A 16,258-nucleotide genomic window follows, 5' to 3' on the forward strand; every position below is an offset into this window, starting at 1 on the left:
CCACGCGCTTGAGCCAGGGGGCGGCGGCGCCGGCCAAGGGCGCCGTCGGCACCACCGAGGCCGTTGCCCTGCTGGTCCTGGCGGTGGTGCTGTTCGGCACCGCCTGGCCGGCAATGAAGAACGGCCTGGCGGATGCCACCCCGGTCTGGTACGCGGCCGCCCGGGCGGCCGTCAGCGCCATCGCCGCCCTGGCGATGGTCGTGGTGCTGGGCCGGGCCGCCCTGCCGGCACGGGCGGACTGGCCGATCATCCTGTCGGTCGGCACCGGACAGCTTGCCGGCTTCTTCACGCTGGCCAATCTTGGCCTGGGCTACGTTCCGGCCAGCCGGGCCGTCGTGCTGGCCTACACCACCACCATCTGGCTGGTGCCGATCGGCACCCTCTTTCTGGGCGAGCGGCTGGGCGCCTGGCGGCTGGCCGGGCTCGTCAGCGGTATCGCTGGGGTGGCGGTGCTGTTCAATCCGGCCGCGCTCGACTGGTCGGACGGGCGGGTGCTGCTGGGCAACCTGTTCCTGCTGGCGGCAGCCCTCTCCTGGTCGCTCGCCATCGTCCATGCCCGCGTCCATCGCTGGCATCTGTCGCCCTTGCAGGTGTTGCCCTGGCAGATGGCCTGGGCGGCATTGCTGCTGACGGTGGTGGCGATGGTGGCAGAGCCGGATGGCCATGTCGGCTGGTCCGCCACCGCGCTCGTGCCGCTCGCCTATGTCGCGATCATCGTCGGCCCGACCGGCACCTGGGCCACCACCACCGTGTCGCGGGCGCTGCCCACCATCGTCACCTCGCTGGGATTTCTTGCCGCGCCGGCGGTCGGCGTCGTCGCCTCGACCGTAGCGCTGGGCGAGCCGGTCACGCTGTCGCTGGCGCTCGGCGCCGGCCTGGTGATCGGCGGCGCCGTCCTCGTCAGTCTCTCCACCCTCAGACCCGGAGCTGCCCGATGACCCATCACCACCTGAAGTCCAGCCCCGAGACCTGCCACTGGGGCATCTTCGACGCCACCCTGCCGCCGGTGCTGACCGTGCAGTCCGGCGACACGGTCACGATCGAGACCATCTCGGGCGGGCCGGACGTGATGCCGCCCGCCCCCTACGAGGTGCTGCCGGAGCTGCGCGCGGTGCATGCCAAGGTGCCGCGCGGCCCGGGCCACATCCTGACCGGGCCGGTGCGCATCGAGGGCGCCACCCCGGGCGACGTGCTGGAAATCCAGATCCTCTCGGTCGAGCCGCGCCAGGACTGGGGCTGGATGGCGATCCGCCCGCTGCGCGGCACCCTGCCCGAGGATTTCCACGAGCAGACGCTGGCCCACTATCCGATCGACCAAGCGGCCGGCGTCACCCGGATGCCGTGGGGCATGGACATCCCGCTGGCGCCCTTCTTCGGCGTCATGGGTGTCGCCCCGCCCAAGGCCTGGGGCCGCATCGACACCATCGTGCCGCGCGACCATGGCGGCAACATCGACCTGAAGGAGATGCGGGCGGGGGCCACGCTCTACCTGCCGGTCTGGGTCGAGGGTGCCAACTTCTCGACCGGCGACGGCCACGGCGTGCAGGGCGATGGCGAAGTCTGCCTGACGGCGCTGGAGACGGCGATGACCGGCACCTTCCGCTTCGTCGTGCGCAAGGACCTGACCTTCCGCTTCCCGCGGGCCGAGACGCCGACCCACCTGATCACGCTCGGCCTCAACGAGGACCTGGACGACGCCGCCAAGCAGGCGCTGCGCGAGATGATCCAGCTCATCGTCGAGCGCACCAACATCACGCGCGAGCAGGCCTACATGCTGTGCAGCCTCGCCGTCGACCTGCGGGTGACGCAGACGGTGGACGGCAACAAGGGTATCCACGCCATGCTGGCGAAAAGCCTGCTCGGCGCCTGAGACAAGAAAAGAAGATCACGAGGGAAACGCCCATGCGCATCGCCGCGATCGAGGACCTGCACGCCGACGCCGGTTGGCGAACCTATTCCTTCCTGAAGGTCACGACCGACGACGGCATCGTCGGCTGGTCGGAATATTCCGAGAACTATGGCAGCGCCGGCCTGACCGGCGTCATCCGGGCGATCGCGGCCCAGCTCGTCGGCGTCGACCCGCGTCCGGTCGAGAAGATCACGGCCATGCTCTACGCCCAGACCCGGCAGGCGCCGGGCGGGGTTAACGCCCAGGCCATCGCCGCCATCGAGAACGCGCTGCTCGACGTGAAGGCGAAGGGACTGGGCGTGCGGGTGTGCGAGCTGTTCGGCGGGCCGGTGCGCGAGCGCCTGCCGCTCTACTGGTCGCATTGCGGCACCTATCGCGTCACCTATCCCGAGCTGTGCGGCGTGCCGCCGGTCACCAGCCTGGACGACGTGAAGGCGCTGGGGCGCGAGGTCCGGGCAAAGGGCTACGGCTCGCTGAAGACCAACATCCTGCGCTTCGACGGTGGCGCGGCCGCCCTCCACATGCCGGGCTTCGCGCGCGGCGGCGAGGGGCCGGAGATCAATGTCGACCGCGGGCTGACGCGCGCGGTCGACCGGCTGCTGGGCGCCTTCCGGGAAGGGGCGGGCGAGGATGCCGGGCTGCATCTCGACCTCAACTTCAACTTCCGCACCGAGGGCTATATCCGCATGGCCCGGGCGATCGAGGACCACGACCCGACCTGGGTCGAGATCGACCTGTTTGAGCCGGACGCCCTGGCCCACATCCGCCGCCAGGTGCGCACGCCCATCGCTTCGGGTGAATCCCTGTTCGGCCGCCGCGGCTTCCTGCCCTACCTGGCGGCCGGCGCCATGGACGTCGCCATCGTCGACGTGGTGTGGAACGGCCTAGCCGAATCCCTGAAGATCGCCGCCATGGCCGACGCCTACGAGATCAACGTGGCGCCGCACAACTTCTACGGCCACCTGTCGACGGCGATCAGCGCCCACTTCTCCGCCGCCGTGCCGAACTTCCGCATCATGGAGATCGACGTCGACGACTGCCGCTGGCGCGACGAGTTCTACCTGAACCCGCCCGTCATCCGCGATGGCCACCTGCACCTGCCGACCGGCCCTGGTTGGGGCGTCGAGGTCAACGAGGCGGCGGTGCGGGCGCGGTCGGGGAGACGGTAGGCGAGGGTCGCCCTTGTCAGCCGCTATGCACGTTATGGGGGTATAAGGTAGAAAATACCCGCGGACCTTCGTTCGCAAATGGCGAGCGCGCGGATCCGCGGGAGGTTCTCATGAGGCAAGTTCGAAAGGGACGCGCCCAGGTGTCGGCCCAGCCCGCCGCAGCCAACGAGGTGCGCGCGCAACCCGTGGATCCCTTCGGTACGGGATCTGGCGTTACAGGCCGCTACATCGTGACATTTGCGGAGACCGACTCGGATGCGGCCGTACGCACGGTGCTGAAGTTTGGCGGCGCCAAGATGGCGGTCTCGACCGCGCGCGACGATCTGGCCGCAGCCAACGTCCCCGACAGTGGGGTTTACTTCGACAGGCTCGGAATAGCGGTTGTCAACGTCGATCCCGGTGCCGCGGGCTCACTCATGGCGTCGAGTGCCGCCGACGCCGGCATCCTGTCGGTGGAGCCGGAGCCGATCGTGTATGCCATCGGTGCAGGCGGCTCGGTATCCGAAGAACTAGCGGCCTACCTGCGCGGCTACCGCGACGGCGTTCGCGACGCCATTGCCAAGGTCCTGGGAGACGACGAAGGCATTGCCAGCACGCAGGCTGCCGCGTGGGACGAAGCCCGCGAGACCTGGGGCCTTCAGGCGACCCGGGTGCTGCAATCGCGCTTCACCGGTCGCGGCATTCGCGTGGCGGTCCTTGACACCGGAATCGACTTCACGCACCCGGACTTTCTATCGCGCGCGATCATCCATCGCTCCTTCATAGAGGGCGAAGAGGTCCAGGACGGAAATGGGCACGGCACCCACTGCGCCGGCACGGCATGCGGACCGCGGGCGGCTGCGGTGCCGCCCCGCTTCGGCATCGCCTGCGACGCCGAACTCTATGTCGGTAAGGTCCTGGCAAACAGCGGGTTCGGTGCCGCCGGCAGTGTGCTGGACGGCATCAACTGGGCCGTAGGCGAGGGGTGCCATATCGTGTCTCTGTCACTGGCGAGCCAGATCCGGCCGGGCAACGGCCCGCTTGCCTTCTACGAGGCGGCCGGTCAACGGGCATTGGCGGCAGGAACGTTGCTCATCGCAGCCGCTGGCAACGACTCGCGCCGGCCGGGGCTGGTGCAACCGGTGTCCGCGCCCGCCAACAGCGTATCCATCATGTCGGTGGCGGCGCTCGCGCAAGATATGGCCGTGGCGCACTTCTCCAATGGCGGGGTGAATGCGGGCGGAGGCGGCATCGACATCGCGGCGCCGGGCGTCGATGTGCATTCGAGTTGGCCCCTGCCGACGCGCTATCGTTCCATTTCCGGAACCAGCATGGCCACCCCGCATGTGGCCGGGATAGCCGCCCTGCATGCGGAAGCAGACCCCAGCCTTCGCGGCATGGCATTGTGGTCGAAGCTGACGGCCAGCGCCCGGCGATTGTCGGGCAGCGCTCAGGACATCGGCTCGGGACTCGCCATCGCTCCCTAGAAGGCGCAAAATCGCTGCGGCCTTGACGGGGCAGGCCGCAGCGATGCAGCGAAAGATTATGCCATGTCCCAGAGCGAGATCGTCGTCGTCGTCACCGAAGATGCGCGGGCCGACGACAGGCAGGTGAAAGCGATCATGCAGGCGGCAGCCGATGCCGGCCTCGAGCGATCCAAGTGGTTGCCGGCACTTGGGATGATTACCGGCAACGGGCCGAGTGCCGTGGTTCGCAATCTCCGGCGCATCGACGGGGTGGCATCCGTGGAGGGCGGCGATTTGACGGTCGCCATTCCGGAACCGGGCCTGCGACGGGGTTAGGGCCGGCTGGGCCACTTCGCCGGATCCGGGATCGGCCGGCCGGTGGCCGGGTCGGCGGCGAACAGCTTCTCGAGGGCGAGGGCCGCACCCAGCGTGAAGGCGTCGCCGCCGCGCGGGCCGACGATCTGCAGGCCGAAGGGCAGCCCTTTCTCGTCGACGCCGCAGGGGATCGAGATGGCGGGGTGGCCGGTCATCGAGATGGCGTAGGTGATGCCGGACGTCGCGAAGTAGTGCGACAGGCTCATCCCCTCCATGTCGGTCGGATAGAGCTGATCCTTGGGGAAGGGGGACATCGCCTGGGTCGGCGCGATCAGCAGGTCGTGGCGGCCGAAGAAGTCCTGGAAGGCGCGGTAGACCCGGGTCTGGGCGGCATGGGCGGCCGCGAAGTCCGCCAGGGAGTATTTCAGCCCTTCCTCGTAGTTCGTGCGCGTGTTGCGGCCGAGGTCGGCCGGGTTGCGCTCGTAGATCGCCTTGTAGGCGGCCAGGAAATTGACCGAGCGGACGACGCGGTAGGACTGCTCGATGCCCTCGAAGTCGGGGTCCTCCGGCGTGAAGCGGGCGAAGGCGTCGGTCAGGCGGCGCATCCGGTCCTCGAACACGCGGCGGATCGAGGGCGCGATCGGCGTGAAGCCGAGGTCGACGGACCAGGCGACCTTCAGACGGGCCAGGTCGACGGCCGGCGGCCGGGCGAGGGCTGCTGCGGCCGCGGCATCCAGCAGCGGGTTGGCCATCGGGTCGCGCGGATCGTCGGAGGCCAGAACCGAGAGGAAGAGCGCGGTGTCGGCGACGTCGCGCGCCATCGGCCCCTGCACGCCCAGCGTCGACAGGCCGAGCCGGCGGCGCTCGGAGGCGACCAGGCCCGGCGTCGGCCGGAAGCCCACCACGCCGCACCAGGCGGCCGGCTTGCGCAGAGAGCCGCCGGTGTCCGAGCCGTGGCAGAGCGGCAGCATCGAGAGCGCCAGCGCCACGCCCGAGCCGCCCGAGGAGCCGCCGCAGGACAGCGCCGGGTCGAACGGGTTGCCCGTGGCACCATAGACGTCGTTGGTGGTGTTGCCGCCGGTCCCGAACTCCGGCGTGTTGGTCTTGGCGACGACGATGCCGCCCGCCCGCCTGATCGCCGCCACCAGCCGCTCGTCCCGCTCGGGCACATGGTCGCGGAAGAGCGGCGAGCCATAGGTGGTGCGCAGGCCGGCCGTGTCGGTCAGGTCCTTCACGCCGATCGGCAGGCCGTGCAGCGGCCCGAGCGCGCCGCCCTGCATCACGGCCTGCTCGGCCGCGCGTGCCTCGGCCAGACCACACTCGAAATCGGTCGCGACGAGCGCGTTGACCGCGGGATTGGTCGCCTCGGTGCGGGCGATGCAGGAGCCCATCAACTCCACCGGCGACAATTGCTTGGCGCCGATCAGGCGGCGCAGTTCGACGGCGGAAAGATCGCAGGGCTCGGTCATGGGGATGGACACTCCGGAGGGAGCGCCATCGTAGCGGGGGTGTCGAGGCGGTGTCGAGGCGCCGCCGGGCCTGCCGTCAGATGCTGGTGGCCACCCACACCATGGCCAGCGCCGTCAGCGGCAGCGAAGCCAGGGTCATCGCCCCGCACTGCCGGCGCCGTGCGAAGGCGGTGCCGATCAGGATGGCCGCCAGGAGTTGCAGCGGCAGCATCACCAGACCCACCAGCGGGCCGGCCACGAGTGCCGCCAGCACGGCCGGCGCCAGCACGAGCAGCCAGAACAGGTGATTGACGATGCGGTGCCGGCCGGGGCGGCCCAGCGTGTGGTCGCGCGCACCCGATGCGACCGACAGGACCGGGCTCGCGTTGCGGTGGGCGACCAGATGGGCGGTATGGGACCGCTCCGCGGTCGCGCGATCGATGGAGGGGCTCTTCACCCCACTCAAACGTGGCGCGGCGGCGATCGTTCCGGCGGCAGGTCGGCGACTCGACGTCATTGGCCCGAGTGTCATTGGAAATGAGTCTAATTGTAACGCCTTTAATTGAGGCAATTTCTAGGCGACAGTCAATAAGTTACTGCACACAAGTGGCGGTATCCAGGCCGGTGGCCTGGATACCGCCGGTGGTCGGGTCAGGTGATGGGCGTCCGGCCGCCATCGACGTTGATGGCTGTTCCGGTGACGTAGCCGCCGGCATCCGACACCAGAAGGCAGGCGACGGACGCGAATTCCTCGGCTCGGCCGACTCGGCCCATCGGAATGGCCTTGCCTTTCTCGGCGAGGAATTCGGCATAGGTGAGGTTCGTGCCGGATGCCGCGTGCTGGCGGGTCCACTGGTCGCTGTCGATCTGGCCCACGAGCAGGGCATTGACCAGGACGTTGTGCGGCGCGCCTTCGTTGGCCAGCACCTTGGTCAGGGCGAGCCCGGCCGCGCGCGTGACGGACGTGGGGGCGCTGCGCGGGCCCGGCGCCTTGGCATGGGTGTTGAGGACGTTGATGACCCGTCCCCAGCCGCGCTCGCACATGGCGGGAAAAGCCAGACGGGTCAGCCGGATCGCCGCGAAGAGCTTCAGGTCGATGTCGTCCTGCCACGTCGCGTCGTCGATAGACGCAAACGGCGCCGTGTTCGACTTGCCGGCATTATTGACCAGGATGTCGACACGGCCGAAGCGATCCACGGCCGCCTGGTAGGCGGCCTTGCAGCCATCGGCGGTGGCGACGTCGGCTGCCACCACATGCACCTCGCCACCCTTGGCGGCGATGGCGGCCCGCGCCGTCTCCAGCGATTCGGCGCCGCGCGCCGCGAGTACGACGGACGCACCCGACGTGGCGAACATCTCGCCCATGGCGCGGCCCAGCCCCTTGCTGCCCCCGGTGATCAGGGCGACGCGCCCGTCCAGTCGGATTTCCATAGCTTCACTCCCGATGCGGTTTCTGGCCCATCATCGGCGAGGACGCACCGGCTCGCCAAAGAAAACCGCCCAGGCTGCCCGCAGACAACGAAAAAGGGGGAAGGCGTTGGGCGCCTTCCCCCTCGAATGCGGGCCTATGCGGCCGGATTGCTACCGATACGACGGCACCGCGCGGATCTGGTCGGCGGTGGCGCCGTAGGCAAGGCGCCCCGGCGTCGTGTGGCGCATCTGGTCGAGCGGCAGCGCGATCACGCGGTCGACCTGGCCGGCCCACGGGCCGAGGCCGATGACCGCGATCGCCCGGCTGTCGGCCATCACCTGCACGTCGGTCACCTGGCCGACCCGGCTGCCATACATGTCCGTCACCTCGGTGCCGATCAGGCCACCGTAGCCGGCCGGCGTGACGTAGCCAGGCGCGACGTAGGTCGGGGCGGTGGTGGTGGTGACGATCGTGGTCGCCGGCTGCTGGTAGTAGACGGGCTGCTGGTAATAGACCGGCTGCGGCGGCACGTAGTAGGTCGGCTGCGTGTAGTACACGGGCGCGCTCGACGGCGGCAGGCCATAGCTGGTGGGCGGCAGGCCAGCCGAATGGGGCGGCATGCCCTCGCCCGGATCGTTCGCGCGCTCGCCGGAGGAGGGGGCGCCGGGGCGGCTTTGCAACGGGCTCAGCGGGTTGGAGGTCGTGTTCTCGTACGAGGCCGAGGTCGACAGCACCGGGTCGGTCGACAGGTCGGCGGCGATGGCCGGCGCGCCGGCGAACAGGGCGATCGCGGCCGTCGCCGCGGCAAGCTGGATCTTCATCGGACACCTCGAAAAGGGGAACGCTCCAGGGGGGTGGAGCCCAGGCCGGCATGGCTGCCGCCCGTCTGCCGATCTCAACCCCGCAAGGGTGAAAACGTTCCCGCTTGTTCGCGGCCCCGCGCGATCCGCGGCGAGCGCGGATCAGTCCGTCAACGGCCGCGCTGCTTGGATGATGGCGTCGGTCATCGCCGCGGCCACGCAGGCATAGCCGCGATCGTTCAGGTGGAGCTGATCGGGGTCGAGCAGCACCGGAAAGGTGAGCACGCCGCCTTGCACCCAGTGGCGCATGATGTCGAAGCGACGGAACAGGCCGATGCCATTCTGGCGTGCCACCTGGTCGGTCGCCAGCAGCACCGATGCTGCCATCGGCTTGGCCAGCACCTTGGGCGCGTACTGCGCATCCATGAAGATGAGGTCGGCGCCGATCGCCTTGGTCCGCGCCACCCCTTCGCGCAGCCGGTCGGCATAGTCGCCCAGGATCGAGGCGCGCAGGGCCGAGTTGGCGCCCACCTGCCAGATCACCAGATCCGGCTGCAGGGCGACGACATCGCGATCCCAACGCGCCAGCATGTCCGACACGACCTCGCCGCCGGCGCCGCGGTTCATCACGCGGATCTTGGTCTGCGGGAACTCCGCCGACAGCATCCGCTTCATGCGGCTGGGATAGGCCATCTTGGGATCGCTGGCGCCTGCTCCATAGGTCGAGGACGAACCGATGGCGACGATGGTCAGCGTCCCGCCGGGCACCAGCTTGCTGGCAGTCCGCGGCAGCGGGGCGTCGAGGCGCAGCAGGTCCTCCGGCACCTCGCATTCGTCCGTGCTCCAGGCGGCGGCCGGAACGGCGCCGGTGGAGAGGCTGAGCATGGCGAGGAGGGCGGCCGCGGCGACCCGCCGCAGGCCGTCAACGCGGCGCTGCGTCCTGGGCTGTGTGGATGACACGGGCAAGCAACTCTGCAATGCAGGCGTGGACGTTGTCGGCAAAGCCTTCCTGCTCGGCTTTGACTCGGCCAGGCACGCCGAAACGCTCTTCCTCGTACCACGCCCGCATGATCGCGTGGCGGCGGAAGATCGGGCTGCCGGTGCCGGTGGCAACCCAGTTCATGTACTCGAGATACGGGGAAAAGTCGATCAGGCGGCTGCCGATCGGGCTGAACTGCATGTCCATCAGCAGCAGGTCGACCCCGGCGCGCTTCAGGGCGTCGGCACCCTTGATGAGCGCGGCGCCGAACGCCTCGGGGGCGACCTCCTTCACCGCATCTACCGTCCCGGTCTGCCAAATGACGACCTGCGGCTTGTCGGCCGCGACCAGGCCGGCCATCTCGTCGGCCATCGCCTCGCTGGTCCAGCCGCGGCGGCCATGCGCGTCGACCGTCACCTGCACGCCCAGCGTCCGGGTGAGGGCGGCCGGCAGCTTCGAGGGATAGGCCTTGCCGGGGCCGCTGGTGCCGGCGCCGCCGGTCGAGGCCGAGCCGACGATGGTGACCTTGATCGGCTTGCCGGCGCGCTTGAAGGCCGCGACCACCGGCAGTTCCCCGGTCGTCTCCAGGGCGCCTTCGGGCGCGGTGCAGTCGCGCTTCATGGCTGCGGCCGGGGCCGGGATCGGGGCGGGCGCCGTGGCCGGCGCCTGGGCCGATGCCCCGGTCACTGCCGTGAGCACGAGGATGAGTGCGGCCCCGGCCGCCTGGCGAAGGCGGGCGGTCATTGGGCCGCCGCCAGCCGCGGGCGCTGGGCGCTTGCCTTCTCGGCCGCCTTGAACCAGCCCAGCAGGGCCGCCAGCAGGGTCATCAGCAGGAAGCCGGCGCAACCGACCGCGACTTGGGTGGCGAGCGAGCCATCCACCTCGAGCAGGACGAACTCGCCCGTGAAGGACAGGAAGGTGCCGACGCAGAAGATCGCCAGGCTGTGCTGGCCGCACACGACCAGCGGACGGGCCAAGCGCGACGACAGGAAGGCCGCGTTGGGTCCGACCCAGTGGGCGGTCAGGTAGGCCAGCGCCAGGAAATGCAGGGCGCGCATCGGGTCGAGCGATGTCTTGTCGATCGGATAGAGCAGGCGGGCCAGCCATTGCGGCACCGTGCCGTCGACGCCGGGCACGTTCCAGGACACGGCGATCCACAGGGCAAAGACCAGATAGGCGACCGCCAGCGGCATCAGCCAGCGGAACTGCCGCCCGAACCAGACCAGCACCTCGGGCATGCGGGTGGCGACCGCGCCCATGACGAACAGCACCTGCCAGGCGAACGGGTTGAAGAACCAGCCGGCATCGCCCGGATAGTTGGGCAGGTTCCAGCCAAAGCGCCGTGCCAGCAGGTAGAGGACGAACGAGCCCAGCATGACCGGCACCGGCCGGCGCATCGCCGCCCACAGCACCAGCGGGAATGCCGCCAGCAGGACGATGTAGAGCGGCAGGATGTCCATGTTGACGGGCCGGAACTTCAGCAGCAGCGCCTGGATCAGCGTGACATGCGGCTCGTCGAGGAAGGTCAGCACGTTCATCTCTTCGACGAACATCTGGTTGTCGAAGCGCAGCGCCAGGAAGGCGATCTCGGCCGTGAAGGCCAGGAAGAGCATGAGATGGGCGACATAGATCTGCCAGACCCGTCGCAATATCCGCGCCGCGGCCAGCAGGAATCCCTGCCGGTCCATCGCCGACCCGTAGGCGATGGCCGCAGAATAGCCGGAGATGAAGACGAAGATCTCCGTAGCATCGCTGAAACCGTAGTTCCGATTGGTCGCCCAGGTAAGCACATTATAGTGCATGTGGTTGAGGAAAATGAACCACAGGGCGAGACCGCGGAAGAAATCCAGCCGAAGATCCCGATTTCGCGTGTCTGCGGCTTTCGCCATCCGTGCCGCTCCGGCCGTCCACGTCGGGCGGCAATATGGGCGCCCCTCCGGCCGCCCGCAATCGCAAAGCGCCGGGTCGGCCCCAGGCGGGGGGCGGCTTTGCGGTCGCAGCCGGATGGTGTAGCGTCCCCGGGCCGGTACCCTTCGGGGTTTCAAAGGGAACGCGGTGCGTCCGGGCCTTCATGGTCCGGGCAATGCCGCGGCTGCCCCCGCAACTGTAAGCGGCGAGTGCCGAGTCCAAGCATGCCACTGGCGCCCCAAGGGGCGCCGGGAAGGCGGACCCGGATACGACGACCCGCGAGCCAGGAGACCTGCCGGCACTGGAGGTCGTTTGCGCGCGCCGCGGCGGGGTGCCCGGGGTGTCGTGGAGTGGCCGGCCGCCAGGCCGGCCGCCCCCCGTCGCAGCGATCGGTCGATCCCCGCCCGGGCGGCGGGGCGCCGGGGGGCACCATGATCCATCGTTCCGGGCCGAGCGCGGCCGTATTCCTGTTGCTCTACGCGTCGGCCGCCGGCGCCCAGGAGCCGGCAAGGCTCGATTCCATCATCGTCTCGGCCAACCGGGTCGAGGTGCCGGCCGACAGCGTCGGCAGCGCGGTTTCGCAGATCAGCGGCGAGGAACTACGCCGCCGCCAGGTCCGCCGGCTGGAGGATGCGCTCGACCTGATGCCGGGCATCAATGTCCGCCGCACCGGCAGCATCGGCACGCCGGCCGCCGTGTCGCTGCGGGGCCTGGGCGTGCGCAACACCCTGGTGCTGCTGGACGGCGTGGAGATCGGCGATCCCAGCCGCTCGCAGGTGACCTATGAGTTCGGCACCATCCCGGTCGATGAGGTGGAACGGATCGAGGTGCTGCGCGGCCCGCAATCGACGCTCTATGGCGCCGATGCCTCGGGCGGGGTGATCAACATCGTCACCCGCCGGCCAACCCGGCCCTTCGAGGGCAATGCCGCGGTCGAGACCGGCACCTGGGGCACGGCCGAGGCCAGTGCGGGGGTGCGCGGCACGGTCGGCCGCTTCACCTATGGCGCGTCGGCCTTCGGCTTCCGCACCGACGGCTTCTCGTCCTTCCCCAAGGCGCGGGGCGGGCGCGAGCGCGACGGGCACGAGACCTGGTCGGGCCGGGCCAATGTGGGCATGGAGATCGCCCCCGGCCTGCGCACCGACCTGTGGCTGTCGCAGAGCGAGGCGCGCGTCGACTATGACCAGAGCAATGCCGACCTGATCGACCAGTACTTCACCAAGCGCGAGCGCTTCGTGCGCAGCACGACCCGGCTCGACGCATTCGACGGCCGCTGGACGAGCCAGCTCGGCCTGTCCCATTCCAGCCACCAGCGCGACTACAAGGGCAGCCAGAACGTCAGCCTGGGCGACCGCTATGACGGCACCAAGACCAAGCTCGACTATCTGGGCAATATCCGCCTGGCGCCCGGCCACGCCATCGCCTTCGGCGCCGAGGGGGAATGGGACCGGCTCGACCAGGACACGCCGGCAGCACTCGGCAGCGCGGAATTCGCGCGCATCGACGCGCGCGCCCGCACGCTGGGTGCCTTCGCCGAGTATCGCCTGAACCCGCTGGAGGGTCTGAACCTGACGGCCGGCGTCCGGCAGGACGACCATGACCGTTTCGGCGGCGCCACCACCTGGCGGGTGACCGGCGCCTATCTGGTGGCGCCGACCGACACCAAGCTGCGGGCCAGCTACGGCACCGGCTTCGTCACGCCGTCGCTGTTCGAACTGTCCGATCCCTGCATCGGCAACCGCACCCTGAAGGCCGAGCGCAGCCGCGGCTGGGACGTCGGCTTCGACCAGTACCTGGCCGGCGACCGCGTGACGGTCAGCGGCACCTGGTTCGATTCGCGCATCGACGACCAGATCCGCTTCGATTTCGCCCGTGCGGCCCCCGCCGGCTGCCCCTTCGCGTTTGGCGGCTATCTCAACGTCGACAAGGTCCGCTCCCGCGGGCTGGAGGGCGAGGTGCGGGCCCGGCTCGACGACACGCTGACCATGCGGGCCCAGTACACCTACCAGAATGCCGAGGACGCACGGACCGGCACCCGGCTGAAGGACGTGCCGATCCATCAGGGTGCCATCGCGCTGGACTGGCGCTTCGTCGAGCGGGCCAGCGTCGGCGCCACGGTGCGCATGCGGGGCACCAGCGACAGCGGCTTCGGTGCCGGGACCCAGGCGGGCGGATTCGTCACCGCCGACCTGCGGCTCGACTACCGGCTGGACGACGGCGTAGCCGTCTATGGCCGGGTGGTGAACCTGTTCGATGCCAACTTCGAGGAGACCTACGGCTTCGCCACGCCCGGCCGGTCGGGTTATGTGGGCCTGCGTGTCGCCTTCTAGGGCAGCGGCCCTCCTGCTGGCGCTGGGGTGGTCGGTGGCGGCGGCCGCCGCGCCCACCGTCGTCAGCATCAACCTTTGCGCCGACCAGTTGACCCTGGCGCTGGCCGACCGCGCGCAGATCCTGGCGCTGGGGCCGCTGGCGGCCGACCCGGCCCTGTCGGTGATGGCGCCGGAGGCCGCCGGCATCCCCATCCTGCGCGGCACGGCCGAGGAGGTGATGCGCCTCCGGCCCGATCTCGTCCTGTCGGGCGCCTTCCAGCAGCGGCGCACCAACCTGCTGCTGGAGCGCATGGGGTTCCGCGTCCTGGCCCTGCCCAGCCCGGACGATGTGGCGGGCGTGGCCGCCATGATCGATTCGGTCGGCCAGGCGCTGGGCCAGGGGCAGCGGGGGCGGGACCTGGCGGCGACGTTCCGGGCGATCTTCGCCCCGCCCGCCGCTTCGCCGACCATGACGGCGCTGGTCTGGCGCCCGAACGGCTTCGTCTCCGGCCGTGGCACGCTGGTCGACGCGGCGCTGGCGGCGGCCGGGCTCGACAATGCGGCCGCCCTGGCCGGCATCGGCGCCTGGGGCACCATGCCGCTGGAGCGGCTGGTCGCCCGCCCGCCCGGCCTGCTGGTGGTGGACGACCACATGGCGGTGAAGTCCTCGCGCGCCCAGGCGGTGCTGGTGCATCCGGCCCTGGCCCGGCTGTCGCCGCCGATGCGCGTGGGGGCGGTCGCGACCGCCACCTGGCTCTGTCCCGGCCCATGGATGCGGGGCGCCGTCGACCAACTGCGCCGGTTGGCGGCGGCGCCATGAAAGGCACCCCGACCCTCGCCCTGGCGACCCTGCTGGCCGTCGCGGCCAGCGCCAGCCTGGCCATCGGCTATGTGCCCTTGCCGCTGTCCGACCTGGTGGCGGGCCTGTTCGGCCATGGGCAGGCGGCGCCGCTGGTGCAGGAGATCCGCCTGCCGCGGGCCGTGCTGGGCCTGGCCGTCGGTGCCTCGCTCGGCCTTGCGGGGGCGGCCCTGCAAGGGCTGCTGCGCAACCCGCTGGCCGAACCGGGGGTGGTCGGCATCTCGGCCAGTGCCGGGCTGGGTGCGGTGATCGCGCTCTATTTCGGGCTGGCGGCCGCCTGGCCGCCGGCCTGCCGCTGCTCGGCATGGCGGGGGCAGGGGTGGCGGCGATCCTGGTGCTGGCGCTGGCCGGCCGGGCGGCGGGGTGCTGGCGCTGGTCCTGGCCGGGGTCGCGGTATCGAGCTTCGCCGTGGCGCTGACGGCCCTCGCGCTCAATCTCGCGCCCAACCCCTATGCCCTGTCGGAGATGCTGTTCTGGCTGCTGGGCTCGGTGCGCGACCGCAGCAATGCCGACGTGCTGCATGCGCTGCCCTTCATGGCGATCGGGGCGGCGATGCTGCTGGCCAGCGGCCGCGGGCTGGACGCGCTGACGCTGGGGGAGGAGACGGCCGCCAGCCTCGGCGTGCGGGTTGGCCGCCTGCGCTGGCTGGTGGTGTCGGGCACGGCACTGGCCGTGGGGGCGGCGGTTTCGGTCGCGGGCTCGATCGGCTTCGTCGGGCTGGTGGTGCCGCACCTGCTGCGGCCGCTCTGCGGTCATCGCCCGGCGCGGCTGCTGCTGCCGAGCGCGCTGGGCGGGGCGCTGCTGGTGACCGTCGCGGACATCCTGGTGCGGCTGGTGCCGACGGCGACCGAACTGCATCTGGGGGTGGTGACGTCGCTGGCCGGCGCGCCCTTCTTCCTCGTCCTGCTGCTGTCGCTGGGCCGGCAATGACGGCCGCCCTTGTCCTCGACCGGGTCTCGGTCGCGCTCGACCGCCGCCCCGTCGTGGTCGACGCCAGCCTGGCCGTCCCCCCCGGCTGCCTGCTGGCGCTGGTCGGGCCGAACGGCGCCGGCAAGACGACGCTGCTGCGGGCGGTCGCCGGTGCCATCGCCTGGCAGGGCCGGATCATGGCCGCCGGGCAGGATCTGGCGGCGGTGCCGCCGCGTGTTCGCGCGCAGATGGTGGCCTACCTGCCGCAGCAGCGCGACATCGCCTGGGGCCTGCCCGTGCGCGAGGTGGTGGCCCTGGGCCGGCTGCCTCATATCGGCTTCGCGGCGGGCGAGGGGGCCGGCGACCGCGCCGCCATAGACCGGGCGATGACGGCAGCCGGGGTCGAGGGTCTGGCCGCACGGCCGGTCGACCGCCTGTCGGGTGGCGAACGTGCCCGCGTGCTGCTGGCCCGCGCACTGGCACAGGCGGCACCACTCCTGCTGGTCGACGAACCCACGGCGGCGCTGGATCCCCACCATCAGCTCCAGGTGATGGAGGTCCTGCGGGGGGAGGCCGATGCCGGCCGCACCGTGGTGGCGGTCCTGCACGACTTGGCGCTGGCCGCGCGCTTCGCCCATCGGATCGCCCTGATGGATGGCGGCCGCATCCTGGCCGAGGGGCCGCCGGACGCGGTGCTGACGCCGGACTGGCTGGCCCGCGCCTATCGGGTCGAGGCGCTGGCCGGCACGCACGAGGGCGCCATGTGGGTGCTGCCCTGGCGCCGGCGCTGACGGCCC

At 70.6% G+C, this 16,258-nt stretch carries 16 protein-coding genes, 1 pseudogene and 1 riboswitch; of the genes and pseudogenes, 10 read left to right on the forward strand and 7 right to left on the reverse strand.

The genetic code is table 11. The annotated features are described in order from the left end of the window. Positions 1-8: 8 nt before the first annotated feature. From STVA_RS05870 to STVA_RS05890, 5 genes are all read left to right on the forward strand, one after another. Positions 9-938: a DMT family transporter gene (locus STVA_RS05870; protein ID WP_123689520.1), complete on the forward strand. Its 930-nt coding sequence runs from the start codon at positions 9-11 to the stop codon at positions 936-938. Beyond that, positions 935-1,870, forward strand: a complete 936-nt coding sequence (locus STVA_RS05875) for an acetamidase/formamidase family protein (RefSeq protein WP_123689519.1) — start codon at positions 935-937, stop codon at positions 1,868-1,870. The genes STVA_RS05870 and STVA_RS05875 overlap by 4 nt, the downstream gene beginning before the upstream one ends. Positions 1,871-1,902: 32 nt before the next feature. After that, on the forward strand, positions 1,903-3,078 hold the full coding sequence (locus STVA_RS05880) for a mandelate racemase/muconate lactonizing enzyme family protein (protein WP_197735798.1): 1,176 nt from the start codon (positions 1,903-1,905) through the stop codon (positions 3,076-3,078). Between the two features lie 110 nt (positions 3,079-3,188). Further along, positions 3,189-4,544 (forward strand): S8 family serine peptidase, encoded by a 1,356-nt coding sequence (locus tag STVA_RS05885; protein ID WP_123689518.1) that lies wholly within the window; start codon positions 3,189-3,191, stop codon positions 4,542-4,544. A 63-nt stretch (positions 4,545-4,607) separates the two neighbouring features. Beyond that, positions 4,608-4,859 carry a hypothetical protein gene (locus STVA_RS05890; protein ID WP_123689517.1) on the forward strand — a complete coding sequence of 84 codons (252 nt, stop codon included), beginning with the start codon at positions 4,608-4,610 and terminating at the stop codon, positions 4,857-4,859. On the opposite strand, the gene STVA_RS05895 is transcribed toward STVA_RS05890, so the two are convergent. The 7 genes from STVA_RS05895 to STVA_RS05925 form a co-directional block, all read right to left on the reverse strand. Beyond that, positions 4,856-6,307, reverse strand: coding sequence for an amidase (locus STVA_RS05895; RefSeq protein ID WP_123689516.1), 1,452 nt, complete (start codon positions 6,305-6,307; stop codon positions 4,856-4,858). The two genes, STVA_RS05890 and STVA_RS05895, sit on opposite strands and share 4 nt — an antisense overlap. A gap of 76 nt (positions 6,308-6,383) precedes the next feature. Next, positions 6,384-6,743, reverse strand: coding sequence for a hypothetical protein (locus STVA_RS05900; RefSeq protein ID WP_123689515.1), 360 nt, complete (start codon positions 6,741-6,743; stop codon positions 6,384-6,386). A 194-nt stretch (positions 6,744-6,937) separates the two neighbouring features. Next, a complete protein-coding gene (locus STVA_RS05905) occupies positions 6,938-7,717 on the reverse strand; it encodes an SDR family NAD(P)-dependent oxidoreductase (protein ID WP_123689514.1) in 780 nt (259 codons plus the stop codon). A 150-nt stretch (positions 7,718-7,867) separates the two neighbouring features. Then, positions 7,868-8,518: a PRC-barrel domain-containing protein gene (locus STVA_RS05910; protein ID WP_123689513.1), complete on the reverse strand. Its 651-nt coding sequence runs from the start codon at positions 8,516-8,518 to the stop codon at positions 7,868-7,870. Between the two features lie 141 nt (positions 8,519-8,659). Further along, positions 8,660-9,457 (reverse strand): SGNH/GDSL hydrolase family protein, encoded by a 798-nt coding sequence (locus STVA_RS05915; protein WP_142235677.1) that lies wholly within the window; start codon positions 9,455-9,457, stop codon positions 8,660-8,662. After that, entirely contained in the window at positions 9,420-10,220 is an 801-nt protein-coding gene (locus STVA_RS05920; RefSeq protein ID WP_123689511.1) for an SGNH/GDSL hydrolase family protein, read from the reverse strand. Before STVA_RS05920 ends, STVA_RS05915 begins: the two co-directional genes overlap by 38 nt. Continuing rightward, positions 10,217-11,365 (reverse strand): OpgC domain-containing protein, encoded by a 1,149-nt coding sequence (locus STVA_RS05925; RefSeq protein WP_123689510.1) that lies wholly within the window; start codon positions 11,363-11,365, stop codon positions 10,217-10,219. Before STVA_RS05925 ends, STVA_RS05920 begins: the two co-directional genes overlap by 4 nt. Positions 11,366-11,483: 118 nt before the next feature. Beyond that, positions 11,484-11,698, forward strand: a riboswitch (cobalamin riboswitch). A 117-nt stretch (positions 11,699-11,815) separates the two neighbouring features. On the opposite strand from STVA_RS05925, the gene STVA_RS05930 reads away from it, so the two are divergent. The 5 genes and pseudogenes from STVA_RS05930 to STVA_RS05945 all read left to right on the forward strand — a co-directional run bounded on the left by STVA_RS05930 (position 11,816) and on the right by STVA_RS05945 (position 16,252). After that, entirely contained in the window at positions 11,816-13,714 is a 1,899-nt protein-coding gene (locus tag STVA_RS05930) for a TonB-dependent receptor plug domain-containing protein (protein WP_123689509.1), read from the forward strand. Further along, positions 13,701-14,513: an ABC transporter substrate-binding protein gene (locus STVA_RS05935; RefSeq protein WP_170216434.1), complete on the forward strand. Its 813-nt coding sequence runs from the start codon at positions 13,701-13,703 to the stop codon at positions 14,511-14,513. The genes STVA_RS05930 and STVA_RS05935 overlap by 14 nt, the downstream gene beginning before the upstream one ends. Further along, positions 14,510-14,761: pseudogene (locus STVA_RS28525) on the forward strand (iron chelate uptake ABC transporter family permease subunit); the annotation flags it as partial. The gene STVA_RS05935 and the pseudogene STVA_RS28525, both read left to right, overlap by 4 nt. A 154-nt stretch (positions 14,762-14,915) precedes the next feature. Next, on the forward strand, positions 14,916-15,482 hold the full coding sequence (locus tag STVA_RS28530; RefSeq protein WP_420822814.1) for a FecCD family ABC transporter permease: 567 nt from the start codon (positions 14,916-14,918) through the stop codon (positions 15,480-15,482). Beyond that, positions 15,479-16,252 (forward strand): ABC transporter ATP-binding protein, encoded by a 774-nt coding sequence (locus tag STVA_RS05945; protein ID WP_123689506.1) that lies wholly within the window; start codon positions 15,479-15,481, stop codon positions 16,250-16,252. The genes STVA_RS28530 and STVA_RS05945 overlap by 4 nt, the downstream gene beginning before the upstream one ends. Positions 16,253-16,258: the final 6 nt, after the last annotated feature.

Origin of the sequence: Stella humosa (genome assembly GCF_006738645.1) — a bacterium.
In the GTDB taxonomy this organism is placed as follows: Bacteria; Pseudomonadota; Alphaproteobacteria; order ATCC43930; family Allostellaceae; genus Allostella; species Allostella humosa.

Bases quoted from the DNA above. Each gene is read 5' to 3' on its own strand.
- STVA_RS05930 (WP_123689509.1), top strand. From the start codon at position 11,816: ATGATCCATCGTTCCGGGCCGAGCGCGGCCGTATTCCTGTTGCTCTAC.
- STVA_RS05880 (WP_197735798.1), top strand. From the start codon at position 1,903: ATGCGCATCGCCGCGATCGAGGACCTGCACGCCGACGCCGGTTGGCGA.
- STVA_RS05910 (WP_123689513.1), bottom strand. From the start codon at position 8,518: ATGAAGATCCAGCTTGCCGCGGCGACGGCCGCGATCGCCCTGTTCGCC.
- STVA_RS05925 (WP_123689510.1), bottom strand. From the start codon at position 11,365: ATGGCGAAAGCCGCAGACACGCGAAATCGGGATCTTCGGCTGGATTTC.
- STVA_RS05890 (WP_123689517.1), top strand. From the start codon at position 4,608: ATGTCCCAGAGCGAGATCGTCGTCGTCGTCACCGAAGATGCGCGGGCC.
- STVA_RS05905 (WP_123689514.1), bottom strand. From the start codon at position 7,717: ATGGAAATCCGACTGGACGGGCGCGTCGCCCTGATCACCGGGGGCAGC.
- STVA_RS05920 (WP_123689511.1), bottom strand. From the start codon at position 10,220: ATGACCGCCCGCCTTCGCCAGGCGGCCGGGGCCGCACTCATCCTCGTG.
- STVA_RS05945 (WP_123689506.1), top strand. From the start codon at position 15,479: ATGACGGCCGCCCTTGTCCTCGACCGGGTCTCGGTCGCGCTCGACCGC.
- STVA_RS05875 (WP_123689519.1), top strand. From the start codon at position 935: ATGACCCATCACCACCTGAAGTCCAGCCCCGAGACCTGCCACTGGGGC.
- STVA_RS05895 (WP_123689516.1), bottom strand. From the start codon at position 6,307: ATGACCGAGCCCTGCGATCTTTCCGCCGTCGAACTGCGCCGCCTGATC.
- STVA_RS05885 (WP_123689518.1), top strand. From the start codon at position 3,189: ATGAGGCAAGTTCGAAAGGGACGCGCCCAGGTGTCGGCCCAGCCCGCC.